Here is a 19706-nt window from a genome sequence, read left to right as displayed (position 1 = left end):
TTTTAAGTTTTACAGCGATCCGAAAATCACTGCTGCACTTCATCAAATGCCCACACTTATCGACTGTTAATTGTTAAAGAACTGTATTCGGTGCTACTTTCGCGCTATCGACAAAGCATTGTGTTTGTCAGCTGCGAAGAAGGAAGAGTATGAAGCGTTTCAGCTATTTCGTCAACCATCTTTTTTCTGCTTTGCTCCGCATTTGCATGCATCGTTCAGCGAGGGGGCGAATTATAGCCAGCCGCCGAAGCGGCTGCAAGGGCTTTTTTTGAGGGCGGCCAAATATTGCTGTGTGCTATCTTAGCGCCAGCAAACCGCGCCTCACCCAACCAATCATTCCCATGCTGATTCCTTATATTTCCGCTATCGCCCACACCACCCTGGCAGGCGAACTCGACCACGCCATCAATCACAAGACCAAGCCACTGGGCAGTTTGGGGCACCTGGAAACCCTGGCGCGCCAGATCGGCCTGATCCAGCAATGCACGCAGCCAGTCATTACCGAGCCTGCCATTATCGTGTTTGCCGCCGACCATGGCGTCGTCGCCGAAGGCATTTCCGCCTATCCGCAGGACGTGACCTGGCAGATGGTGGAGAACTTCCTGGGCAATGGCGCTGCCATCAATGTGTTTGCGCGCCAGAACAATTGCGCTCTTTACATAGTGGATGCGGGCGTCAAGCATGAGTTCGGCCCGCGCGATGGCCTGCTGGACCGGAAGCAAGGCCCGGGTACCCGCAATTTAGCGCAGGAACCGGCGATGACGCGGCAGGAATGCGCATCGGCCATGCAGGCCGGCATGGACCTGGTCGACACCTTGCCGGGCAATGTGCTGGGCTTTGGCGAAATGGGCATCGGCAACACGACCGCCGCCGCCGCGCTGATGCACAAGCTGACCGGCACGTCGGTGGCGCAGTGCGTGGGCGCAGGTACAGGATTATCCGCGGACGGCGTCCTGCACAAGCAACGCGTGATCGAAGCCGCAGTGGCCAAACATACGGTGGCCGTGGCACCTCTCGATGTGCTGGCCACCTTTGGCGGCTTCGAGATCGCCATGATGGCCGGCGCCATGCTGAAGGCAGCCGAACGGCGCATGGTCTTGCTGATCGACGGTTTTATCGTCAGCAGCGCGCTGCTGGTGGCGGCGCGGCTGCAACCGGCCATTCTCGATTATTGCGTCTACGCGCACTGCTCCGATGAAAACGGCCACCGCCAACTGCTGACCAGCCTGGGGGCGCGACCGCTGCTGCAGCTCGATCTGCGCCTCGGTGAAGGCACGGGTAGCGCGCTGGCCATGCCGCTGCTGCATGCCGCCGTCAATTTCCTGGCGCAGATGGCCACCTTCGGCTCGGCCCAGGTCAGCGAAAAGTCAGCACGCTGATCATGCTGCATCAACTGCGTCTGTTCTTTACCGCGCTGCAGTTCTTTACACGCCTGCCCGTTCCGCGCTGGGTCGGCTACCAGCCCGAATGGCTGCAGCAGTCGTCGCGCTATTTCCCGCTGGTGGGCGTGCTGGTCGCCGGCGTCTGCGGCGCGCTATATATGGCGGCAAGCTGCTTGCTGCCCTCCCATGTCGCCGTGCTGATGGCCATCGCTGCGGGCATTTACCTGACGGGCGCCTTCCATGAAGACGGCTTTGCCGATATGTGCGACGGCTTCGGCGGCGGCCTCACGCGCGAGCGGGTGCTGGAAATCATGAAGGATTCGCGCATCGGCGCATATGGCGCGATCGGCATTGCCTGCCTGCTGGCCATCAAGGCTGCGGCGCTGGTGTCGCTGCCGCCGGCGGTGGTGGTGGTGGCACTGCTGATTGCCCATCCACTGTCGCGCCTGGCGGCGGTATCGCTGATCTGGACCATGGACTATGCACGCGACGAAGGCAAGTCCAAGCCAATGGCGCAATCGATGAGCAACAGGGAATTCACCATCGCCGCCGTCTGCGCCCTGTTGCCTGCCGTGACATGCGCCCTGCTGGGCGTGATCGACTGGAGCGCACTGGTGCTGGCCGTGCTGGCTGCCGCCGCCAGTGCCTGCTTCCTGGGACGCAAATGCCAGCGCCGCCTGCAAGGTTATACCGGTGACTGCCTGGGCGCGGTGCAGCAGGTGGCGGAGGTAGCAATTTACCTGGCCCTCCTGTCGAGCTTCCAGCCTGCCCTGAAGTTTTACTGAGCGATGAAACTGATACTGGTGCGCCACCCGGCGCCGGAGGTGGCCAACGGTGTCTGCTATGGCAGCAGCGATGTTGCAGTAGCACCACACATTCTGGCGGCGGCACGCGCCAGCCTGCGTGCCAGCCTGCCGACCAATACTCCTTTATATACCAGCCCCTTGTCGCGCTGCGCCGCGCTGGCTTCAATGCTGACAGGCGATCTGCAGGCCAGCCAGCTCACGCACGACGCCCGCCTGATGGAAATGGATTTCGGCAGTTGGGAACTGCGCGCCTGGCAGGACATCGAACGCGGCGATATCGACGCCTGGGCCTTTGATCTGGCGCATTACCGGCCGGGCGGCGGCGAGAATGTGCTGACCATGGCGAGCCGTATTGCAGCGTTTCTCGATGAGCTGTTGCGCGAACAACACGCAGCAGTCATCATCATTTGCCATGCTGGCACCATCCGCCTGCTGTCTGCCTTGCAGGCCGGCCTGCCATTGGAGCAAACGGCCCTGCTGGCCGCTTCCAGTGCACACAAAATTGCCTATGGTGCCGTGGTAACGCTCGATTTTCAGCGACCAACAGTCACGCCAGCCGTTTGAGTCCGGCGCCGCTGCACGTATAATGGCCGGGTTTTGGTGCCCGCGTTCATGTCATGAATGCAGTTAAACGGGAAACACGATGCCGAGCCAAGGCCAACGTGTGCTGCCCCCGCAACGGTAAACAAGTGTCGCCGCTTTCGACTCGAAAGCGCCCGACAAGCTGCCCCTGACAACCACTGTGCCATGACGGCATGGGAAGGTAGGACAGCCTCGCTTGCAGCCCGGATACCGGCCAGAACAGGTGGAAGTGTGTGAACGGGGATGTTCGCGTATCCGGCTGGCCAGTCAATCAGGCCGCCTTCGATCGTCATCCTCAGTTCCGTACTTCTGTTCAATCTGGCCCACGGGGAAGTCGGCTGGTTGCTCCTTACTTACTGAAAATTATCATGACCCTTGCTGTATCCCGCCACGCGGCCCTGACGTCGCTCGCGCTAGCCATTGCTGCGCCTTCCGCTTTTGCACAAGCCACCGCCGATACCTTTGACCCGGTCGTCGTTACCGCCAACCGCTATCCGCAACACCTGAGCGAAGTGCTGAGCGACACGCAAACCATCAGCTCGGAAGATATCGCACGTTCGGGCGCCAGCTCGGTGGTCGACCTGCTGCAAAAACAGCGCGGCATCGAAGTGGCGCGCAACGGCGGCCCGGGCACCTCGGCATCGGTCTTTATCCGCGGCGCCAACAGCAACCAGAATATCGTGCTGGTCGACGGCGTGCGCATCGGCTCGTCCACCCTTGGCGCGGCCAACTGGAGCGCCCTGCCCCTGTCGAGCATCGACCATATTGAAATCGTTTACGGCCCGCTGAGCACCATGTACGGTGCCGACGCCATGGGCGGCGTGATCCAGATCTTTACCAAAAAAGGCGAAGGCCCTGCACGTTTCTCCGCTGCGGCCGGCTACGGCAGCAACAACACGCGCCAAGCCGAAGCACAGGTGTCGGGCGCCACCGGCGGCTACAACAGCTTCAGCTACTCGCTGGCAGCAAGCAAAGAAAAGTCCGATGGCTATTCGGCCTCGAAACCAGGTGCGTCGTCGTTCACCTACAATCCCGACAAGGATGGCTACGACAAGGAAAACGTCAGCGGCCAGATCGGCTACCAGATGGCCAAGGGCCACCAGGTGGGCCTGGCATTCCTGAACAGCAAACTGGAATCGCAATACGACGCCGGCCCTGATTACGACGCGCGCAGCAACCAGAAGCTGGAAAACATCTCGGTGTTCACCCGCAACGAGTTCCTGCCAAACTGGACCAGCGAACTGCGCTACGCGGAAGCGCGCGACAAGTCGGGCGACGACAGTGCCGCCGAATCGTGGGGCAAGAGCCAGATCGACACCAAGCAGACCGACCTGACCTGGCAGAATGACATTCGCTTCGGCCGCGACAATCTGCAACTGCTGGCCAGCTACCGCGATGAAGACGTGACGTCGAGCAGCACGCCGGAAGTGACGGGCTCGCGCAACACCAAGTCATTCGCCGCTTCGTACAACCTGGTGCGCGGCCAGAACCTGCTGAGCATCAGCGGGCGCCGCGACGACAGCTCGGCCTTCGGCAACCACAATACCGGCAGCATCGCCTATGGCTACCGCTTCACGAATGCCCTGCGCGCTAACGCCAGCTACGGCACCAGCTTCCGCGCGCCTACCTTCAACGAACTGTACTACCCGGGCTACGGCCTGGCGACCAACCAGCCGGAACGCGGCCGCAACGCCGAACTGGGTCTGCGCTATGACGACGGTGTCTCGAAACTGAGCGCCAGCTACTACCACAACAAGATCACCGACCTGCTGGTCAACACCACGCCTTGCCCGGATCCGACCTTCACCGGCACCTTCGGTTGCGCCTACAACGTCAACAAGGCGCTGCTGGAAGGCCTGACGATCGCCGGTTCGCGCAAATTCGGTGACTTCAATGTACAAGCCAACATCGACCTGCAAGACCCACGCGATGAAACCCGTGACAAGCAACTGGTACGCCGCGCCAAGCGTCACGCCAGCTTCGCCGCAGACTACAGCCTGGACGCATTGAACACCGGCGCCGAGTGGCAGCTGTCGGGCAAGCGTTTTGAAAACGCCGCCAACACCACCACCCTGGGCGGCTATGGCCTGGTCAACCTGTACGCCACCTACCAGTTCAATCCTGACTGGTCGGTACTGGCACGCTGGAACAATATCGCTGGCAAGGACTACGAACTGGCGCGCTTCTATGCGACCCCGGGTTCCAAATTCTTCGTCGGCGTACGCTACGGCATGAAATAAACACCTCGCTGAGGTAAGCTGCGAGCGGTGGCCCTGGTGCCATCGCCCGCAGTGCAGTTCTGCAGTCTCCGCTTCTAAGGCAGTCAATGCACCCATTTTTCCGCAATATGCGCCACCGTGCGACGGTGATCCTCGCGACCTTGATCGTGGGCGCGGTTGCCAGCCTGGTTTTCTCCGGCATGACCGGTTCGATCGCGATTCCGCTCGCCGACCTGCCGTCCGCCCTGTTGCATGTTATCCGGGGCCACAACGACACCCTTGCCGCCACCCTGCTCGATTTGCGCCTTGGCCGCGCGCTGACCGCCTTTGTCACGGGCGCGGCGCTGTCGCTGGCCGGCGTGATGATGCAGGCGCTGCTGCGCAATCCCCTGGCCGACCCGTATGTACTGGGCCTGTCCGCCGGCGCTTCCGTCGGCGCGCTGGCCGCGCTGCTGTTCATGTGTTCCCTGTGGATAGTCGATGCATCGGCGTTTGCCGGCGCCGTCGGCGTCTCCCTGCTGCTGTATCTGTTTGCCCGGCGCGACCTGCGCGCCGGCACGGCGGCCGAAGGCGGCGCGTCGATGCTGCTGCTGACGGGCGTGATTTTGTCGTCGGCCAGCATGGCCCTGGTTTCCCTGATGCTGTCGATCGCGCCCGAAAGCCGCTTGCGCAATATGGTGTTCTGGATGATCGGTGATTTGTCCGGTGCGCCGGCGCGTTTGATGCCGTGGCTGGTACTGGCCGGCGCCATGGTGTTTGCGCTGCGCTGCGCCCGTTCGCTCAATATGATGGCGCTGCATGCGGAAGCGGCGGGTACGCTGGGCGTGCGCGTGGGCGCGCTGCGCAAGGGCCTGTTTTTCTGTTCCGCGCTGCTGACGGCGAGCGCCGTCACCAGTGCCGGCAGCGTGGGTTTTGTCGGCCTGATCGTGCCGCACGCGCTGCGTTTTGCCTGCGGCCCCGATCACCGCCTGCTGATACCCGCAGCGGCGCTGGCCGGCGGCACTTTCCTGGTACTGGCCGACACCGTGGCACGCACCGTGCTGGCCCCCTTGCAACTGCCAGTCGGCGTGGTCACGGCGCTGATCGGCGCCCCCGTGTTCCTGTACCAGTTGCACCGGCTGCGCCGCAAATGAGGCATTGATGATACGCACCTACCAACTGGGCCTGAAGGCCGGCAGCTGCACCTTGCTGGAAAACCTGAACTGGCATATCGGCAAAGGCGAATGCTGGAGCATTATCGGGCGCAACGGCGCCGGCAAAAGCACCTTGCTGCGCACCCTGGCCGGCCTGCGCGAACCCGATGCGGGCCATGTCACGGTGCAGGGCCGCGCGCTGACCGAGTGGCCGCTGACGGAGCTGGCGCGCGCACGCGCTTTTCTGGCACAGGCGCGCCATGATGCGTTTTCGTATCGCGTGATCGAAACCGTGCTGTCGGCGCGCCATCCGTATCACGACAATCGCTACTGGGAAGGCAGCGACGACCAGCATGTTGCGCTCGTGTCACTGGCGGCGATGGAAGTGGAACACCTGGCCGAACGCGACGTGCGCAGCCTGTCCGGCGGCGAGCGCCAGCGCGTGGCAATCGCCGCCATGCTGGCGCAGGACACGCCGATCCTGTTGCTGGACGAACCGGCCAATGCGCTGGACCTGGCACACCAGGTCAGCGTAATGGGCTTGTTGTCGCGCCTGTGCCGCGAACAGCACAAAACCGTGGTGATGGTGGGCCATGACCTGAACCTGGCGCACAGCATATCGAGCCATGCGCTGCTGCTGATGGGCGACGGCGAATGGCGCGCCGGTCCGGTCGCTGAGGTGATGCAGGCATCCATCCTGGGCGACTACCTGGGCCACCCGATCGAGATCATCGAACACGGCAAACGCAAGATATTCATACCGAAAGAGGACTGACATGAACGATAACAAACAAATCGACGCCGAGACCGCAGCGATCAACCAGCGCCATCGCGTGCGCATGGAGCGCAAAAAAGCCATTATCGACGCGGCGATCGCCAAGGCCGACAAGGAAATCGGCATCATTATCGTCAACACCGGCAATGGCAAGGGCAAGAGTTCGAGCGGTTTCGGCATGGCGATCCGCGCCATGGGACACGGCATGAAGGTGGGCGTGGTGCAGTTCATCAAGGGCGCGATGTCGACCGGCGAAGAAAAATTCCTGCGCCGCTTTCCCGACGAAATCAGCTTCCATGCGATGGGCGAAGGCTATACCTGGGAAACCCAGGATCGCGAACGCGATATCGAAAAAGCAGAACTGGCGTGGGAGCAGGCGAAAATCTTTTTGTCCGACCCCAGCTATGGCCTGGTGCTGTTCGATGAACTCAATATCGCCCTCAAGTACAACTATCTTGACGTGCACAAGGTGATCGCCGACCTGCTCGAGCGCCCCGCCATGCAGCACGTGGTCATCACCGGCCGCGGCGCGCCCGATGAACTGATCGCAATTGCCGACACGGTCACCGACATGACAGTGATCAAGCATGCGTATGCGGCCGGCATCGGTGCGCAAGCCGGAACGGAATGGTGAAGCACGCATGACACAGACGCTGGTCTTTGGCGGTGCGCGCTCGGGCAAGAGCGCATACGCCGAACAACTGGCCCGCGACTCGGGTAAGGAAGTGGTGTATCTCGCCACCGCGCAGGCCGGCGACGGCGAAATGGCCAGCCGCATTGCGCATCATCGCGCCCAGCGGCCAGCCGAATGGCCAACCGTGGAAGAGCCGCTGCACCTCGGTGCGGCCCTGCTGGCGCATGCCCGGCCAGGCCGGCTGCTGCTGGTCGACTGCCTGACCCTGTGGCTGAGCAATCTGATGTTTTCGTCCGGCGAAAGCTATCCGGACGTGGGCGCTATCGTGCTGCCTGAATTGTTCCACAGCGAGCGCGCGCATTTTCTCACTGCGCTGGCCGAACTGGAACATGGCGAATGCGACATTGTGCTGGTGTCGAATGAAGTCGGCATGGGCATCGTGCCGTATGGCGCCGTTTCGCGCTGCTTTACCGATGAGGCGGGACGCCTGAATCAAGCGGTGGCGGCCGTCTGCCAGCGCGCCGTGCTGGTCGCCGCCGGCCTGCCGCTGGTGCTGAAAGGCGGCCCATGCTGAGCAGCTTTTCGCTGCCCATGCTGGCCGGCCTGCTGACGGCCGGCGTGCTGCTCGACCTGCTGTTGGGCGAAACGCGGCGCTGGCACCCGCTGGTCGGCTTTGGCAGACTGGCCAGTGCCATCGAACGCCTGCTGAACCGGGGCCGCGCACGCTTCCTGCGCGGGCTTGTCGGCTGGCTGCTGGCCGTGCTGCCGATCACGCTGATTACGGTCTGGCTCTGTGGTCTGGCCGGCGCAGCACTGCATGTTTTTTTGCTGTACCTGTGCCTGGGGCTGCGCAGCCTGCGCGACCATAACCAGCCGATCGCCGATGCGCTGGCCGCCGGCGACCTCGATAGCGCACGCCGGCTGACGGCGTGCATAGTCAGCCGCGACACCGAACATGCCGACGCTGCCAGCCTGGCCAAGGCCAGCACCGAGTCCTTGCTGGAAAACGGCAACGACGCCGTATTCGGCACTCTGTTCTGGTTTGCCGTCGCTGGCGGACCCGGCGCCGTGTTTTTCCGTCTGGCCAATACGCTCGATGCCATGTGGGGCTACCGCACGCCGCGCTACGACTGGTTCGGCTGCTGCGCCGCGCGCATCGACGATGTGCTCAATTACCTGCCGGCGCGCCTGACGGCGCTGTCCTACGTTATGCTGGGCAAAACCATGGCCGATAAAAAACGCGCCTGGCATTGCTGGCGCACCCAAGCACCCAGCTGGGGCAGCCCGAACGCAGGCCCGGTAATGGCCAGCGGCGCAGGCGCCCTGGGCCTGGCCCTGGGCGGCGACGCCGTCTACGATGGCGAACTGGAACGGCGCCCACCGCTGGGCAGTGGCCGACCGGCGGCCGCACACGATATCGACCGCGCCTGGCGCCTGGTGATGGAGACCACCGTGTTGTGGCTGATCTGGGCAAGCTTGATCGCCGCGCTGTTTTATCTGCGAGGACGCCATGTTGCTTGAACATGGCGGCAATCTGCGCGACGCCGCACGCTTTCACGGCCGGCCGCTGGAGCAGTGGATCGACCTGTCGACCGGTATCAATCCGCACTGGTATCCGGTACCCGCTACCGCTCCGACTGCGTGGCACCGCTTGCCCGAAGCCGACCCCGCGCTGCTCGATGCCGCGTGTGCATATTACGGCGCACCGGCCATGCTGCCGGTGGCCGGCACGCAGGCGGCCATCCAGGCCCTGCCACGGCTGCGCGCGCCTGGCCGCGTGGTGGTCGCCGCACCGTCGTATGCGGAACACGCGCACCACTGGGGCCAGCATGGCCACCAGTTGCGGCAAGTTCCCTACACGGAACTGAACGACGCAGTCGATCAGTGCGACGTGCTGGTAGTGTGCAATCCGAACAACCCGACCGGTGCACGCATCGCGCCCGCACAGTTGCTGGCGTGGGCTGAAAAACTGGCGGCACGTGGCGGCTGGCTGGTGGTCGATGAAGCGTTTGGCGACACCGAGGATGCGAACAGCCTCGGCGCCCATACCGGCCAGGCCGGCCTGATCGTACTGCGCTCGGTGGGCAAGTTCTTTGGCCTGGCGGGCTTGCGCCTGGGCTTTGTGGCAGCGCATCCCGCGCTGCTGGCCGAGCTGGCCGCGATGCTGGGTCCATGGACCGTCAGCGGCCCGGCGCAGCAGGTGGCACTGGCGGCCTTGTACGATACCGGCTGGCAACAGGCTATGCGCGCGCGCTTGCAAAACGAGGGGGATCGATTGCGCCGGTTGCTGGCGTCACATTGCATCGCCAGTGCTGGCTGCGCGCTGTTTCAATGGTGGCCTGAGCAGCAAGCCGACGACTTTCACCGCCATATGGCCGAACGCGGCATCTGGGTGCGGCTGTTCCGCCATGCGGCGCGCGGCATACGCCTGGGATTGCCGCCCGATGAACGCGCCTGGCAGCACCTTGCACAGGCCCTGACTGCATGGAACAAGGAAAACACATGAAACACCTGACGATAACGCTGCTGGCCACGCTGGTCGCTTTGCCCGCCCACGGCGCCATTACCGTGCGCGACGACGACGGCAATGCCGTCACTGTCGCCAAACCTGCGCAGCGCATCCTGGCGCTGGCGCCGCATATTACCGAACTGCTGTTCGCGGCCGGCGGCGGCGAGAAAATCGTTGGCGTGGTCAGCTACAGCGACTATCCGGAAGCGGCAAAAAAGATCGCCAACGTGGGCGACAATCGCCAGTACGACATGGAGCGCATTATCGCCATGAAACCGGACCTGATCGTGATCTGGATGCATGGCAGCGCCGAGCGCCAGATCGCCATGCTGCGCCAGCTGAACGTGCCGATCTACCATAGCGACCCGAAAAAACTGGCCGACATCCCCAACAATATGGAACGCCTGGGCCAGCTGATGGGCACGGAAAAAGTGGCGGCGCCGGCCGCTGCGCAATTGCGCGCGAAGCTGGCCAGCATGACGGCGCAATATGCGCAGCGTCCGCCCGTGCGCCTGTTTTACCAGGTGTGGGACAAGCCGCTGTACACCATCAGTGGCGCCAGCATTATCAGTGACGCCATGCGCGTGTGTGGCGGCCAGAATGTGTTTGGCGCGATGAAGGTGGTGGCCCCCGTCGTCACGGCCGAAGGCGTGCTGCAGGAAAATCCGGAAGCGATATTTGCCACCAGCGAAAAGAGCGACACCGACAGCGAAGGCGGCCTGGCCATGTGGCGCGCCTTTCCATCCTTGAGCGCGGTGCGCAACAACAATCTGTTCCGCCTCAATGGCGATTTGCTCAATCGCGCCGGCCCGCGCATGTTCGACGGCGCCGCCGCCATGTGCGAAAGGCTCGAACTGGCACGCCAGCACCGCGCGGCTCCAGCGGCAAAGTCAGTGAAATGAGCCACTACCAGCGCATCGCCTGTTTGTCGACCGAAGCGGTGGAGACCCTGTATGCGCTTGGCGCAGAAGAATCCATCGCCGGCATCTCCGGTTTTACGGTGCGCCCAAGGCGTGCGCGCGAAGAGAAAACCAAAATCAGCGGTTTTTCCTCGTTCAGCCTCGAACGCATCATGGCCGTGCAGCCGGACCTGGTGATCGGTTTTTGCGACATGCAGGCCGATATCTGCCGCGATCTGGTCAAGGCCGGCGTCGAGGTGCACCAGTTCAACCAGCGCACGGTTGAAGGCATCCTGCGCATGATCAGCGTGCTGGCCGCGCTGGTGCAACGCGAAGAAGCTGGCCGCAGCCTGGTCGCCGCCCTGCGCGCCGATATCGCCCGCGCGCAGCAACGCGCTGCAGCGTGGACGCGCAAGCCGGTGATCTACTTTGAAGAGTGGAACGAGCCTTTGATGAGCGGCATCGGCTGGGCGGCGGAGCTGATCGCACTGGCCGGCGGCGTCGATGCATTTCGGGAATTATCAAGCCATCCCGGCGCGAAGGAACGGATTATCGCCGACCCGTTGGCGGTGGTGCAGCGCGCGCCCGACATCATCATCGCCAGCTGGTGCGGCAAGAAATTCCAGCCCTTGCAACTGACGGCGCGCCCGCAATGGGACACCATCCCCGCCGTCAAAAACGGCATGGTATTCGAGATCAAGTCGCCCGATATTCTGTCACCCGGACCGGCCGCCATTACGGAAGGGCTGCGCCAGATCAGCGACATGGTCGCCCTGTGGCAGGCACAGCAAGCATGACGCTGCCTTTCCACACCCTGATGGTGCAAGGCACCACCTCGGACGCCGGCAAGAGCACCATCGTCGCCGCCCTGTGCCGGCTGATAAAGCGGCGCGGTGTCAGCGTCGCCCCGTTCAAGCCGCAGAACATGGCACTGAACAGCGCGGTGACCAGCGACGGCGGCGAGATCGGCCGCGCGCAGGCACTGCAGGCCATGGCTTGCGGCATCGCGCCGCATACCGACATGAATCCGGTGCTGCTGAAACCCTCGTCGAACACGGGCGCGCAGGTGATCATCCACGGCAAGGTGCGCGCCGAGATGGACGCGCGCGACTACCAGCAATACAAGACCATCGCCATGGGTGCGGTGCTCGAATCGTATGGCCGCCTGCGCCAGCAGTACCAGGCGGTGATCGTCGAAGGCGCGGGCAGCCCGGCCGAGATCAATCTGCGCGCACGCGATATCGCCAACATGGGGTTTGCGGAAGCGGTCGACTGCCCGGTGATACTGGTGGCCGATATCGACCGTGGCGGCGTGTTCGCGCACATTATCGGCACCCTCGCCTGCCTGTCTGGCAGCGAACGCGCGCGCATCGTCGGCTTTGTGATCAACCGTTTTCGCGGCGACATTTCGCTGCTGCAGCCGGGTGTCGACTGGCTGGAACAGCAGACGGGCAAACCGGTGCTGGCGGTGCTGCCGTATTTGCAGGGCCTGTTCCTCGACGCGGAAGACGCGGTCGAAGCAATGCAGGCCGAGCGCGGCGCCTTTACGGTGGTAGTGCCGCAGCTGCCGCGCATCAGCAACCATACGGATTTCGACGCACTGCGCGCCCATCCCGGCGTCGACCTGCGCTTTATCAGGCAGGGCCAGACTATACCGCCGGCCGACCTGGTGATACTGCCCGGCAGCAAGAACACGCGCGGCGACCTGGCATGGCTGCAGCAACAAGGCTGGCCCGCTTATCTGGCAAAGCATTTGCGCTACGGCGGCAAGGTGATCGGCATCTGCGGTGGCTTCCAGATGCTGGGCAAGAGCGTGCGCGATCCGCTGGGCGTGGAAGGTGCGGCCGGCGAGTCAGACGCACTGGGCTTGCTGGCAATGACGACCGAACTGACGGCCGACAAGCGGCTGCTGCAGGTCAGTGGCCAGTGCGCATTCAAAGGTGCGAAAGATGCCACTGTGAGCGGCTATGAAATCCACCTGGGCGTGTCGCATGGCGCGGCGCTGGCCCAGCCGGCATTCTTGATCGATGGCCGGCCGGAAGGGGCGGTGTCCGGCGACGGGCAAGTCCTGGGCAGCTATTTGCATGGCATGTTCGACACCCCTGCCGCCTGCTCGGCGCTGCTGCGCTGGGCCGGGCTGGAGTCCGGCCACGTGGTCGATACCGGCGCGCTGCGCGAAGCGAGCCTCGAGCGTATCGCCGACGCGGCCATGCCCTTGCTGGCCGCGCTGGAAGGCCTCGAATACTGATGCCTAGTTTTTCAGGCAGGTGCCCATGTAGCTGCGGTCGGTCGAAAACTCCACCGCCATGCTCGACGACACCGGCATGAACATCGAGTAATCGGCAGGCACGTCGGCCGGGTCCTTGAGCACGGCGATGCCATCAAAGTCGACGGCTTGCACACCGAGGCCCAGCTTGTTGATGGTGATGGTCTCAGCATGCGTCTTGCCGACGGTGTTGTTGGTGATGGTGGCGGTGCTGCCGGCCACCACGATTTTCGCGCTGATGCCCGGCGCCGCGCAGGCGTAGCTACCAGCGATCTCGGTGCCGATCTTCTGCTGCCTGGCGGCGACGATGGTGCCCACGCGCAGCACGTTTTCCTGGTTGCGGCCGTAGCGGTCGATAAACAGCGCCAGCCCGCGGTCGCCCGCATGCACGTGGACGATGCCGAAATCCTGCTGGCCCTGGCGGGCGATGATCAGGCCACGCGCCGCGTCGCGCACCAGGGTCAGGCTGGCGTTTTCCGCTTCCAGCTGCGGCGACACGGCCGTGCATGCACCTTGCGCATTGAACACGCCGCCATTGCACAGTTGCGCGCTGCCGTCGGCCGCCACTCTCAAGCTGCCTTTGGGATTGAAAGGAAAGGCCCCGTTCGAGGCGTTGCGCATGGCGCCGAGGAAAATATAATTACCAACAAGCTTGGACACGTCCGTGGCGGCGTAGCCAGTGCCGCTGACGTTCGCGCTCGTATTGCCCAATTTGATCGTTCCCGTCAGCAAGCGCGTGCGCGCGTCGACGGTGAGGTTCAGGTCCGTGCCGGTGTAGGTGGTGAGGTTGCCGGTGGTGACGGCGGTATAGCTGCCGCTGCGGTCGACCAGGCCGAACTGCGTCGACAGCACCTTCACGCTGAAGGTTTTCTTGGCATTGTCGAAGGTAATGCGCCAGGTGTCGCCAATATCGGCGGCAACGTCGTACACCGTCTCGTCGGCGCTGGCGCCAGCGATCACGGCCAGGCCAGCCTGAGCGGCAACCGCCTGCGAAGCCACCGTCACGGGGTCTGTAACCGGCGTGACCGGTGGCGTCACGACCACCGGTGGCGTGACGGGCACGGCCGGCGTATTGTCGTTATCGCTGCCGCCGCAAGCGGTCAGGGCAGCGCCCAGCAGGACGATGGAGAGAGCATTTTTCATGGTGGTTTTCCTGGAAATGGATGATGCGACAGGTAGTGGCCGCAATGGCAACACCCATGCTAGAGAAGGCGATCTACTATTACTATGGAACAATTGTTCCATGGACTTGCAACGCCCGCCGTGGCAGGCATGCAGGCTGCCGGCACGCGTGCGCCATTTATGTGACAATTCCTTGCCGTTGGTTCCGTTCCACCTTCCTCAGGTTTGCATCCATGTCCAGTCCCGCCGTTAAAAGCTATCTTCCGTGGGTGGTCGCCACCGCTCTTTTCATGGAGCAGCTCGACTCCACCATCGTCAATACCGCCATTCCCAGCATGGCGGCCAGCCTGAATGTCACGCCGCTGAGCCTGAAAGCCGTGGTGACCAGCTATATCCTGAGCCTGGCCGTGTGCATTCCCATCAGCGGCTGGATGGCCGACCGCTTCGGCACCCGGCGCGTGTTTTCCGCCGCCGTCGCCATCTTTACCATCGCCTCCATCCTGTGCGGCCTGTCCGTCAATTCGCCAATGCTGGTGGCGGCGCGCCTGCTGCAAGGCGTCGGGGCAGCGATGATGATGCCGGTCGGCCGGCTGGCCATCATCCGCACCTTCCCCAAGTCGCAATTGCTGGCGGCAATGAATTTCGTCATTATCCCGGCCCTGATCGGTCCACTGCTGGGCCCTACCGTGGGTGGGTTGATCGTGCACTGGCTGTCGTGGCGCGAGATTTTCTTCGTCAACGTGCCGGTCGGCCTGGCAGCCTTGTTCCTGGCGCACCGCTACATGCCCGACTACTACGGCGACAAGCCGCGCCCGCTGGACCTGATCGGCCTGGTGCTGTTCGGCACCGGCATCGCCCTGCTGTCGTGGCTGCTGGAAGTATTCGGCGAACACCGCGTCGACCCCACCTCGTTTGCCGTGCTGCTGTTCATTTCCATCAGCCTGCTGGCTGCCTATGTATGGCATTCGAGCGAAGTGCTGCACCCGCTGCTGCGCCTGGCGCTGTTCAAGGTGCGTACCTTCCGCGTCTCGGTGGTGGGTGGTTTTGTGACGCGCCTGGGGGTCGGTGGCCTGCCCTTCCTGCTGCCGCTGCTGTACCAGCTGGGCCTGGGTCTGCCGGCCTGGCAGTCGGGCCTGCTGATGATGCCGTCGGCCGCGGCGGCGATGGGCATGAAATTCATTTCCGCGCGCGTGCTGGCCCGCTTCGGCTACCGCCAGGTGCTGATCGTCAATACGGTGCTGATCGGCGTGACCATCGCCATGTTTTCGCAAGTGAGCGCCGGCACGCCGTTGTACGCGATCGTCGGCATCAGCCTGTGCCTGGGCTTTTTCAATTCGCTGCAGTTTTCCAGCATGAATACCATCGCCTATGCCGATGTCGACAAGAGCGATTCGAGCATGGCCAGCACGATTGCCAGCTCGATGCAGCAACTGTCGATGAGCTTCGGCCTGGCGTTCGGTTCGCTGATCACGGGCTGGTACCTGGGCGATATGCCGCAATCGAACCGCGCCATGCTCAGTACCGCCTTGCATCATGCGTTTCTGACCCTGGCGGTAGTCACCATCCTGTCGTCGCTGACCTTCTGGACCCTGCGCCGCACCGATGGCGAAAGCATCAGCAAGGGCAGCGATGTCGACGAAGATGAGGCGGCCGAGGTCAAGGCGAAAGCGGTAGTGCAGACAGAGGTGCAGATCAGCAAAAACTGAGCCGTCTCAAGCCGGCGCGACGCGACGCTGGCGGCCTTGGCCGCGCCGGTGCTACTGTGTACCGGGAGGCGCACATGGCGATCGAACGGCGGTTCGCATGGCAAGGCAAAGACCGCCACGGCAAGCGGGTAGAAGGCGTGCTGCGCGCCACCGATGCTGCCGCCGCCACCATGCTGCTGCGCCGCCAGGGCATACTTGCAACACGCGTGCAGGCCCGGCGCGCCGCACCAGGCAAAGCCATACGCCACAAGGATATAGCGCTATTTACACGCCAGCTGGCCACCATGATGGGTGCCGGGGTGCCGCTGCTGACCGCCTTCGAGATCGCCGGCAAGGGCCATGCCAAGCCGGCCATGACTGAGCTGATGCAGGATTTGCGCCACGATATCGAAGCCGGCAGCAGCCTGCAGCAAGCCTTCCGCCAGTTCCCCCTGCTGTTTGACGAACTGTATTGCAACCTGGTGGCGGCCGGCGAACAGGCCGGCATCGTGCAGGAGCTGCTGGCGCGCCTGGCCACGCACCAGGAAAAAGCCATCGGCCTGCGCCGCCAGCTGCGCGGTGCACTGATGTATCCACTGGCCATCGTGGCCGTCGCCATCCTCGTCACTGCCATCATCCTGACGGTGGTGGTGCCGGCCTTCCGGCAAGTGTTCGACAGCTTCGGCGCGCCGTTGCCGCTACCCACCCTGCTGGTGATGGAGCTGTCGCGCCTGCTGGTGCAATCGTGGTACTGGCTGCTGGCCACGCTGGCAGCGCTGGTACTGCTGCTGCGACTGGCCTGGCGCCGCTGGCCGCAGTTGCGCCGGCACGTGCAGCTGCAATCGCTGCGCATTCCCCTGTTCGGCCCGCTGCTGCGGGGCGCGGCAATCGCCCGCTGGACGCGCACCCTGGCCGCCATGTACGCGGCAGGCGTACCGCTGCTCGATGCGCTGGCCCTGGTCGGCGCCGCCGCCAGCAACGTGCTGTACCAGGATGCCACCACGCGCATCGAGCGCGAGATCCGCGCCGGCGGCAGCCTGGCGCTGGCCATGGGGCACAGCGGCGTGTTTCCCGAACTGCTGACGCAACTGGCCCTGATCGGCGAAGAATCGGGCGCCCTCGACGCCATGTTGTCGCGCGCGGCCGACATCATCGAAGCGGAAATCGACAGCACCGTCACCATCCTTGCATCCTTGCTGGAGCCGGCGCTGATGGTGGTGCTGGGCGTGCTGGTGGGCGGCCTGGTGATCGCCTTGTACTTGCCGATTTTTAAGCTGGGGGCGGTGATTTGAAAACTGCCTGCGCTGGTACCAACACAGCTTTCATAAACCGCTTGCATTGAATGTATATAATTTGATACACTCAAAAGGAGTCGTGATGAACGAAAAACCCATAGACTGGCGCGGCAGTTCCTTGGACGACATCAAGGACGACGCCATCTTTACCGTCAACGCGCGGCGCGAAGCTGGCCATCAGCTAAGCCAGGTGCAAGCTGGTCTCGATCCGGATCGCTGGAAACCGTTCGACGAGGTCGGGCCGGGCACGCGCGAAATCATCGTCAATCTCGATGACGGCTGGTTCAGGGTCATGTACGTGGCCAAGTTTGTCGAAGCCATCTATGTCCTGCATTGTTTCAAGAAGAAAACCAATGCCACGTCGAAGCACGATAAACAGATTGCCAGCACCGGCTATAAAGCCGTGATCAAGGAAAGGAAGTGACATGAGCATCAACACCAGATCAGCCCGCATCACGCCTGCTGGCGGCAACGTCTTCGCCGACTTGGGCTTTGAACCCGCAGAAGCTCAGGCACTGCAGGCACAGTCGCAGCGCATCATCTCGGACAAGATCGCCATCAAGGAAAAACTGATGGGAGAATTGGCGCTGTGGATCGACACGGAAAACCTCAGGCAAGCCGATGCCGCCCAGATCCTCGGCGTGACGCGCCCGCGCGTGTCCGACGTAATCAACAAGAAAACCCCGAAGTTCACCATCGACGCCCTGGTCGACATGCTGGCACGCACGGGCAAACGCGTGACGTTCTCGATCGCGTAATCAGCAGCGTTTGCTGAAAGTTCCCCGGAAGGGTGAGGATGTTTTACACTGCGCAGTGCCTGCAGCTGTTTGCACGGCAATATCCCACCCTGACAAGACCACCATGCTGCAAGATACCCTGTTGTTCGCCGCGCCCGGCAATTTGTTCGTCACGCTGGTCGCCGCCCTGTTCGGCCTGATCGTTGGCAGCTTTCTCAATGTCGTGATCCACCGCATCCCGAAAATGATGCAGCGCGAGTCCGACAATTATGTGGCGGTGGAAAGCGGCAAGCCACCGCCGCATACCGACAAATACAATCTGATGCTGCCGCATTCGCACTGCAGCGCCTGTGGCCACCGCATCACCGCGCTGGAAAACATACCCGTCATCAGCTACCTGGCTCTGCGCGGGAAGTGCAGTGCCTGCAAGGCGCCGATTTCGCCGCGCTATCCGCTGGTGGAAGTGTTGACGGGCGCCCTGTCGGCGCTGCTGGTCTGGCATTTCGGCAGCGGCTGGACCGGGCTGGCCACTTTGCTGTTCGCCTTCCTGCTGATCGCCATGACCTTTATCGACGCCGATACGCAGATGCTGCCGGACGACCTGACTTTTCCGCTGTTGTGGGCCGGTTTATTGGTCAACCTCAACGGCACCTTCGTGCCGCTTGCCGACGCCGTGATCGGTGCAGCCGCCGGCTACCTGGCCCTGTGGAGCGTCTACTGGGCCTTCAAGCTGGCGACAGGCAAGGAAGGAATGGGATATGGTGACTTCAAATTGCTGGCGGCGCTCGGTGCCTGGCTGGGCTGGACCATGCTGCCAACGATTATTTTATTGTCGTCCGTGGTCGGCGCGCTGGTCGGCATCGTGCTGATCGTGTTTGCCAAACGCGGGCGCGACAAACCCATCCCCTTCGGTCCCTACCTGGCCGCTGCCGGCGTGATTGCCCTGCTGTACGGCGCGCCGCTGTCGCAACTGACCCTGGGCCTGGTGGGCCGATGAGAAAAACGATGACGCAAACTGCAGCACCTTATTTCAGCATCGGCCTGACCGGCGGCATCGGCTGCGGCAAGAGCACGGTGGCCAATCTGTTTGCCGCGCGCGGCGCCACCATCGTCGATACCGACGAGATCGCGCACAGCCTGACGGCCGCCAATGGTGCAGCCATGCCGGCGCTGCTGGAAGAATTTGGCGATGGCGCCGCCGATGCGAACGGCGCGATGGACCGCGCAAAAATGCGCGCACTGGTATTTTCCGATCCACAGGCCAAGGCCAGGCTGGAAGCGATATTGCATCCACGCATACGCGCGGCCACCCTGGCGGCGGCCGCGGGCGCCACCGGCAGCTATGTGATCTTTGCCGTGCCGCTGCTGGTCGAATCGGGCGGCTGGGTGGAGCGGGTCAACCGCGTGCTGGTGATCGACTGCCAGGAAAGCCTGCAGGTGGCGCGCGTGATGCAGCGCAACGGCCTGCCGGAGGAACAGGTGAAAGCCATTATGGCGACGCAGGCAACGCGGGCCATGCGCCTGGCAGCCGCAGACGATGTAATCGATAACAATGGTGATCTGGCAGCTCTGGAGCCGCAGATCGTCGTCTTGCACGAGGTATATCTGGCATTTGCAAAAAGAATGGCGGGAATGGCCTCGCAGCATTTGTAATTTGTCGAC

General features: G+C 63.1%; 20 protein-coding genes and 1 riboswitch. Of the genes, 19 read left to right on the top strand and 1 reads right to left on the bottom strand.

Annotated elements, in window-relative coordinates:
- Positions 1–341: 341 nt before the first annotated feature.
- The 13 genes from cobT (at position 342) to ACQ4WM_RS18635 (ending at position 13187) form a co-directional block, all read left to right on the top strand.
- Positions 342–1379, top strand: coding sequence for a nicotinate-nucleotide--dimethylbenzimidazole phosphoribosyltransferase (gene cobT / locus ACQ4WM_RS18695; protein WP_436548154.1), 1038 nt, complete (start codon positions 342–344; stop codon positions 1377–1379).
- Positions 1380–1381: 2 nt separating this feature from the next.
- Complete coding sequence (locus tag ACQ4WM_RS18690; RefSeq protein ID WP_436548153.1) at positions 1382–2167, top strand: adenosylcobinamide-GDP ribazoletransferase; 786 nt, start codon at positions 1382–1384, stop codon at positions 2165–2167.
- 3 nt (positions 2168–2170) lie between these two features.
- On the top strand, positions 2171–2752 hold the full coding sequence (locus ACQ4WM_RS18685; protein ID WP_436548152.1) for a histidine phosphatase family protein: 582 nt from the start codon (positions 2171–2173) through the stop codon (positions 2750–2752).
- A gap of 17 nt (positions 2753–2769) precedes the next feature.
- Positions 2770–3003: riboswitch (cobalamin riboswitch) on the top strand.
- A 135-nt stretch (positions 3004–3138) separates the two neighbouring features.
- On the top strand, positions 3139–5010 hold the full coding sequence (locus tag ACQ4WM_RS18680) for a TonB-dependent receptor domain-containing protein (RefSeq protein ID WP_436548151.1): 1872 nt from the start codon (positions 3139–3141) through the stop codon (positions 5008–5010).
- A gap of 86 nt (positions 5011–5096) precedes the next feature.
- On the top strand, positions 5097–6122 hold the full coding sequence (locus ACQ4WM_RS18675) for a FecCD family ABC transporter permease (RefSeq protein ID WP_436548150.1): 1026 nt from the start codon (positions 5097–5099) through the stop codon (positions 6120–6122).
- Positions 6123–6129: 7 nt separating this feature from the next.
- On the top strand, positions 6130–6897 hold the full coding sequence (locus ACQ4WM_RS18670; RefSeq protein WP_436548149.1) for an ABC transporter ATP-binding protein: 768 nt from the start codon (positions 6130–6132) through the stop codon (positions 6895–6897).
- Position 6898: 1 nt separating this feature from the next.
- Positions 6899–7531: a cob(I)yrinic acid a,c-diamide adenosyltransferase gene (cobO, locus tag ACQ4WM_RS18665; RefSeq protein ID WP_436548148.1), complete on the top strand. Its 633-nt coding sequence runs from the start codon at positions 6899–6901 to the stop codon at positions 7529–7531.
- Positions 7532–7538: 7 nt separating this feature from the next.
- Complete coding sequence (cobU, locus tag ACQ4WM_RS18660; protein ID WP_436548147.1) at positions 7539–8105, top strand: bifunctional adenosylcobinamide kinase/adenosylcobinamide-phosphate guanylyltransferase; 567 nt, start codon at positions 7539–7541, stop codon at positions 8103–8105.
- Positions 8099–9052, top strand: coding sequence for an adenosylcobinamide-phosphate synthase CbiB (gene cbiB, locus ACQ4WM_RS18655; protein ID WP_436548146.1), 954 nt, complete (start codon positions 8099–8101; stop codon positions 9050–9052). Before cobU ends, cbiB begins: the two co-directional genes overlap by 7 nt.
- Complete coding sequence (cobD, locus tag ACQ4WM_RS18650; RefSeq protein WP_436548164.1) at positions 9045–10037, top strand: threonine-phosphate decarboxylase CobD; 993 nt, start codon at positions 9045–9047, stop codon at positions 10035–10037. Before cbiB ends, cobD begins: the two co-directional genes overlap by 8 nt.
- Positions 10034–10942: a cobalamin-binding protein gene (locus ACQ4WM_RS18645; protein ID WP_436548145.1), complete on the top strand. Its 909-nt coding sequence runs from the start codon at positions 10034–10036 to the stop codon at positions 10940–10942. Before cobD ends, ACQ4WM_RS18645 begins: the two co-directional genes overlap by 4 nt.
- On the top strand, positions 10939–11736 hold the full coding sequence (locus ACQ4WM_RS18640; RefSeq protein WP_436548144.1) for an ABC transporter substrate-binding protein: 798 nt from the start codon (positions 10939–10941) through the stop codon (positions 11734–11736). The genes ACQ4WM_RS18645 and ACQ4WM_RS18640 overlap by 4 nt, the downstream gene beginning before the upstream one ends.
- Positions 11733–13187, top strand: a complete 1455-nt coding sequence (locus ACQ4WM_RS18635) for a cobyric acid synthase (RefSeq protein ID WP_436548143.1) — start codon at positions 11733–11735, stop codon at positions 13185–13187. Before ACQ4WM_RS18640 ends, ACQ4WM_RS18635 begins: the two co-directional genes overlap by 4 nt.
- Before the next feature lie 3 nt (positions 13188–13190).
- Here ACQ4WM_RS18635 and ACQ4WM_RS18630 read toward each other — a convergent pair whose 3' ends face one another.
- Positions 13191–14348: a hypothetical protein gene (locus tag ACQ4WM_RS18630; protein WP_436548142.1), complete on the bottom strand. Its 1158-nt coding sequence runs from the start codon at positions 14346–14348 to the stop codon at positions 13191–13193.
- Positions 14349–14560: 212 nt separating this feature from the next.
- Between ACQ4WM_RS18630 and ACQ4WM_RS18625 the strand changes: the two genes are divergently transcribed.
- From ACQ4WM_RS18625 to coaE, 6 genes are all read left to right on the top strand, one after another.
- The gene (locus ACQ4WM_RS18625; RefSeq protein WP_436548141.1) at positions 14561–16033 is read left to right on the top strand and encodes a DHA2 family efflux MFS transporter permease subunit; all 1473 of its coding nucleotides are present in this window, start codon (positions 14561–14563) and stop codon (positions 16031–16033) included.
- Positions 16034–16107: 74 nt separating this feature from the next.
- On the top strand, positions 16108–17304 hold the full coding sequence (locus tag ACQ4WM_RS18620; RefSeq protein ID WP_436548140.1) for a type II secretion system F family protein: 1197 nt from the start codon (positions 16108–16110) through the stop codon (positions 17302–17304).
- Positions 17305–17386: 82 nt separating this feature from the next.
- The gene (locus tag ACQ4WM_RS18615) at positions 17387–17731 is read left to right on the top strand and encodes a type II toxin-antitoxin system RelE/ParE family toxin (RefSeq protein ID WP_436548139.1); all 345 of its coding nucleotides are present in this window, start codon (positions 17387–17389) and stop codon (positions 17729–17731) included.
- A gap of 1 nt (position 17732) precedes the next feature.
- Positions 17733–18065, top strand: a complete 333-nt coding sequence (locus tag ACQ4WM_RS18610) for a helix-turn-helix domain-containing protein (RefSeq protein WP_436548138.1) — start codon at positions 17733–17735, stop codon at positions 18063–18065.
- A 103-nt stretch (positions 18066–18168) separates the two neighbouring features.
- Entirely contained in the window at positions 18169–19041 is an 873-nt protein-coding gene (locus ACQ4WM_RS18605) for a prepilin peptidase (RefSeq protein ID WP_436548137.1), read from the top strand.
- An 8-nt stretch (positions 19042–19049) separates the two neighbouring features.
- Entirely contained in the window at positions 19050–19697 is a 648-nt protein-coding gene (coaE, locus tag ACQ4WM_RS18600) for a dephospho-CoA kinase (RefSeq protein ID WP_436548136.1), read from the top strand.
- The last annotated feature ends 9 nt before the right edge of the window (positions 19698–19706 follow it).

Source organism: Janthinobacterium longum (assembly GCF_051380735.1).
In the GTDB taxonomy this organism is placed as follows: domain Bacteria; phylum Pseudomonadota; class Gammaproteobacteria; order Burkholderiales; family Burkholderiaceae_D; genus Janthinobacterium.
The sequence above is the reverse complement of the archived record's forward strand: the minus strand, read 5'-3'. Positions and strand labels throughout refer to the sequence as shown.

Bases quoted from the DNA above. Each gene is read 5' to 3' on its own strand.
- cobT (WP_436548154.1), top strand. From the start codon at position 342: ATGCTGATTCCTTATATTTCCGCTATCGCCCACACCACCCTGGCAGGC.
- ACQ4WM_RS18690 (WP_436548153.1), top strand. From the start codon at position 1,382: ATGCTGCATCAACTGCGTCTGTTCTTTACCGCGCTGCAGTTCTTTACA.
- ACQ4WM_RS18685 (WP_436548152.1), top strand. From the start codon at position 2,171: ATGAAACTGATACTGGTGCGCCACCCGGCGCCGGAGGTGGCCAACGGT.
- ACQ4WM_RS18680 (WP_436548151.1), top strand. From the start codon at position 3,139: ATGACCCTTGCTGTATCCCGCCACGCGGCCCTGACGTCGCTCGCGCTA.
- ACQ4WM_RS18675 (WP_436548150.1), top strand. From the start codon at position 5,097: ATGCACCCATTTTTCCGCAATATGCGCCACCGTGCGACGGTGATCCTC.
- ACQ4WM_RS18670 (WP_436548149.1), top strand. From the start codon at position 6,130: ATGATACGCACCTACCAACTGGGCCTGAAGGCCGGCAGCTGCACCTTG.
- cobO (WP_436548148.1), top strand. From the start codon at position 6,899: ATGAACGATAACAAACAAATCGACGCCGAGACCGCAGCGATCAACCAG.
- cobU (WP_436548147.1), top strand. From the start codon at position 7,539: ATGACACAGACGCTGGTCTTTGGCGGTGCGCGCTCGGGCAAGAGCGCA.
- cbiB (WP_436548146.1), top strand. From the start codon at position 8,099: ATGCTGAGCAGCTTTTCGCTGCCCATGCTGGCCGGCCTGCTGACGGCC.
- ACQ4WM_RS18645 (WP_436548145.1), top strand. From the start codon at position 10,034: ATGAAACACCTGACGATAACGCTGCTGGCCACGCTGGTCGCTTTGCCC.
- ACQ4WM_RS18640 (WP_436548144.1), top strand. From the start codon at position 10,939: ATGAGCCACTACCAGCGCATCGCCTGTTTGTCGACCGAAGCGGTGGAG.
- ACQ4WM_RS18635 (WP_436548143.1), top strand. From the start codon at position 11,733: ATGACGCTGCCTTTCCACACCCTGATGGTGCAAGGCACCACCTCGGAC.
- ACQ4WM_RS18630 (WP_436548142.1), bottom strand. From the start codon at position 14,348: ATGAAAAATGCTCTCTCCATCGTCCTGCTGGGCGCTGCCCTGACCGCT.
- ACQ4WM_RS18625 (WP_436548141.1), top strand. From the start codon at position 14,561: ATGTCCAGTCCCGCCGTTAAAAGCTATCTTCCGTGGGTGGTCGCCACC.
- ACQ4WM_RS18620 (WP_436548140.1), top strand. From the start codon at position 16,108: ATGGCGATCGAACGGCGGTTCGCATGGCAAGGCAAAGACCGCCACGGC.
- ACQ4WM_RS18610 (WP_436548138.1), top strand. From the start codon at position 17,733: ATGAGCATCAACACCAGATCAGCCCGCATCACGCCTGCTGGCGGCAAC.
- ACQ4WM_RS18605 (WP_436548137.1), top strand. From the start codon at position 18,169: ATGCTGCAAGATACCCTGTTGTTCGCCGCGCCCGGCAATTTGTTCGTC.
- coaE (WP_436548136.1), top strand. From the start codon at position 19,050: ATGACGCAAACTGCAGCACCTTATTTCAGCATCGGCCTGACCGGCGGC.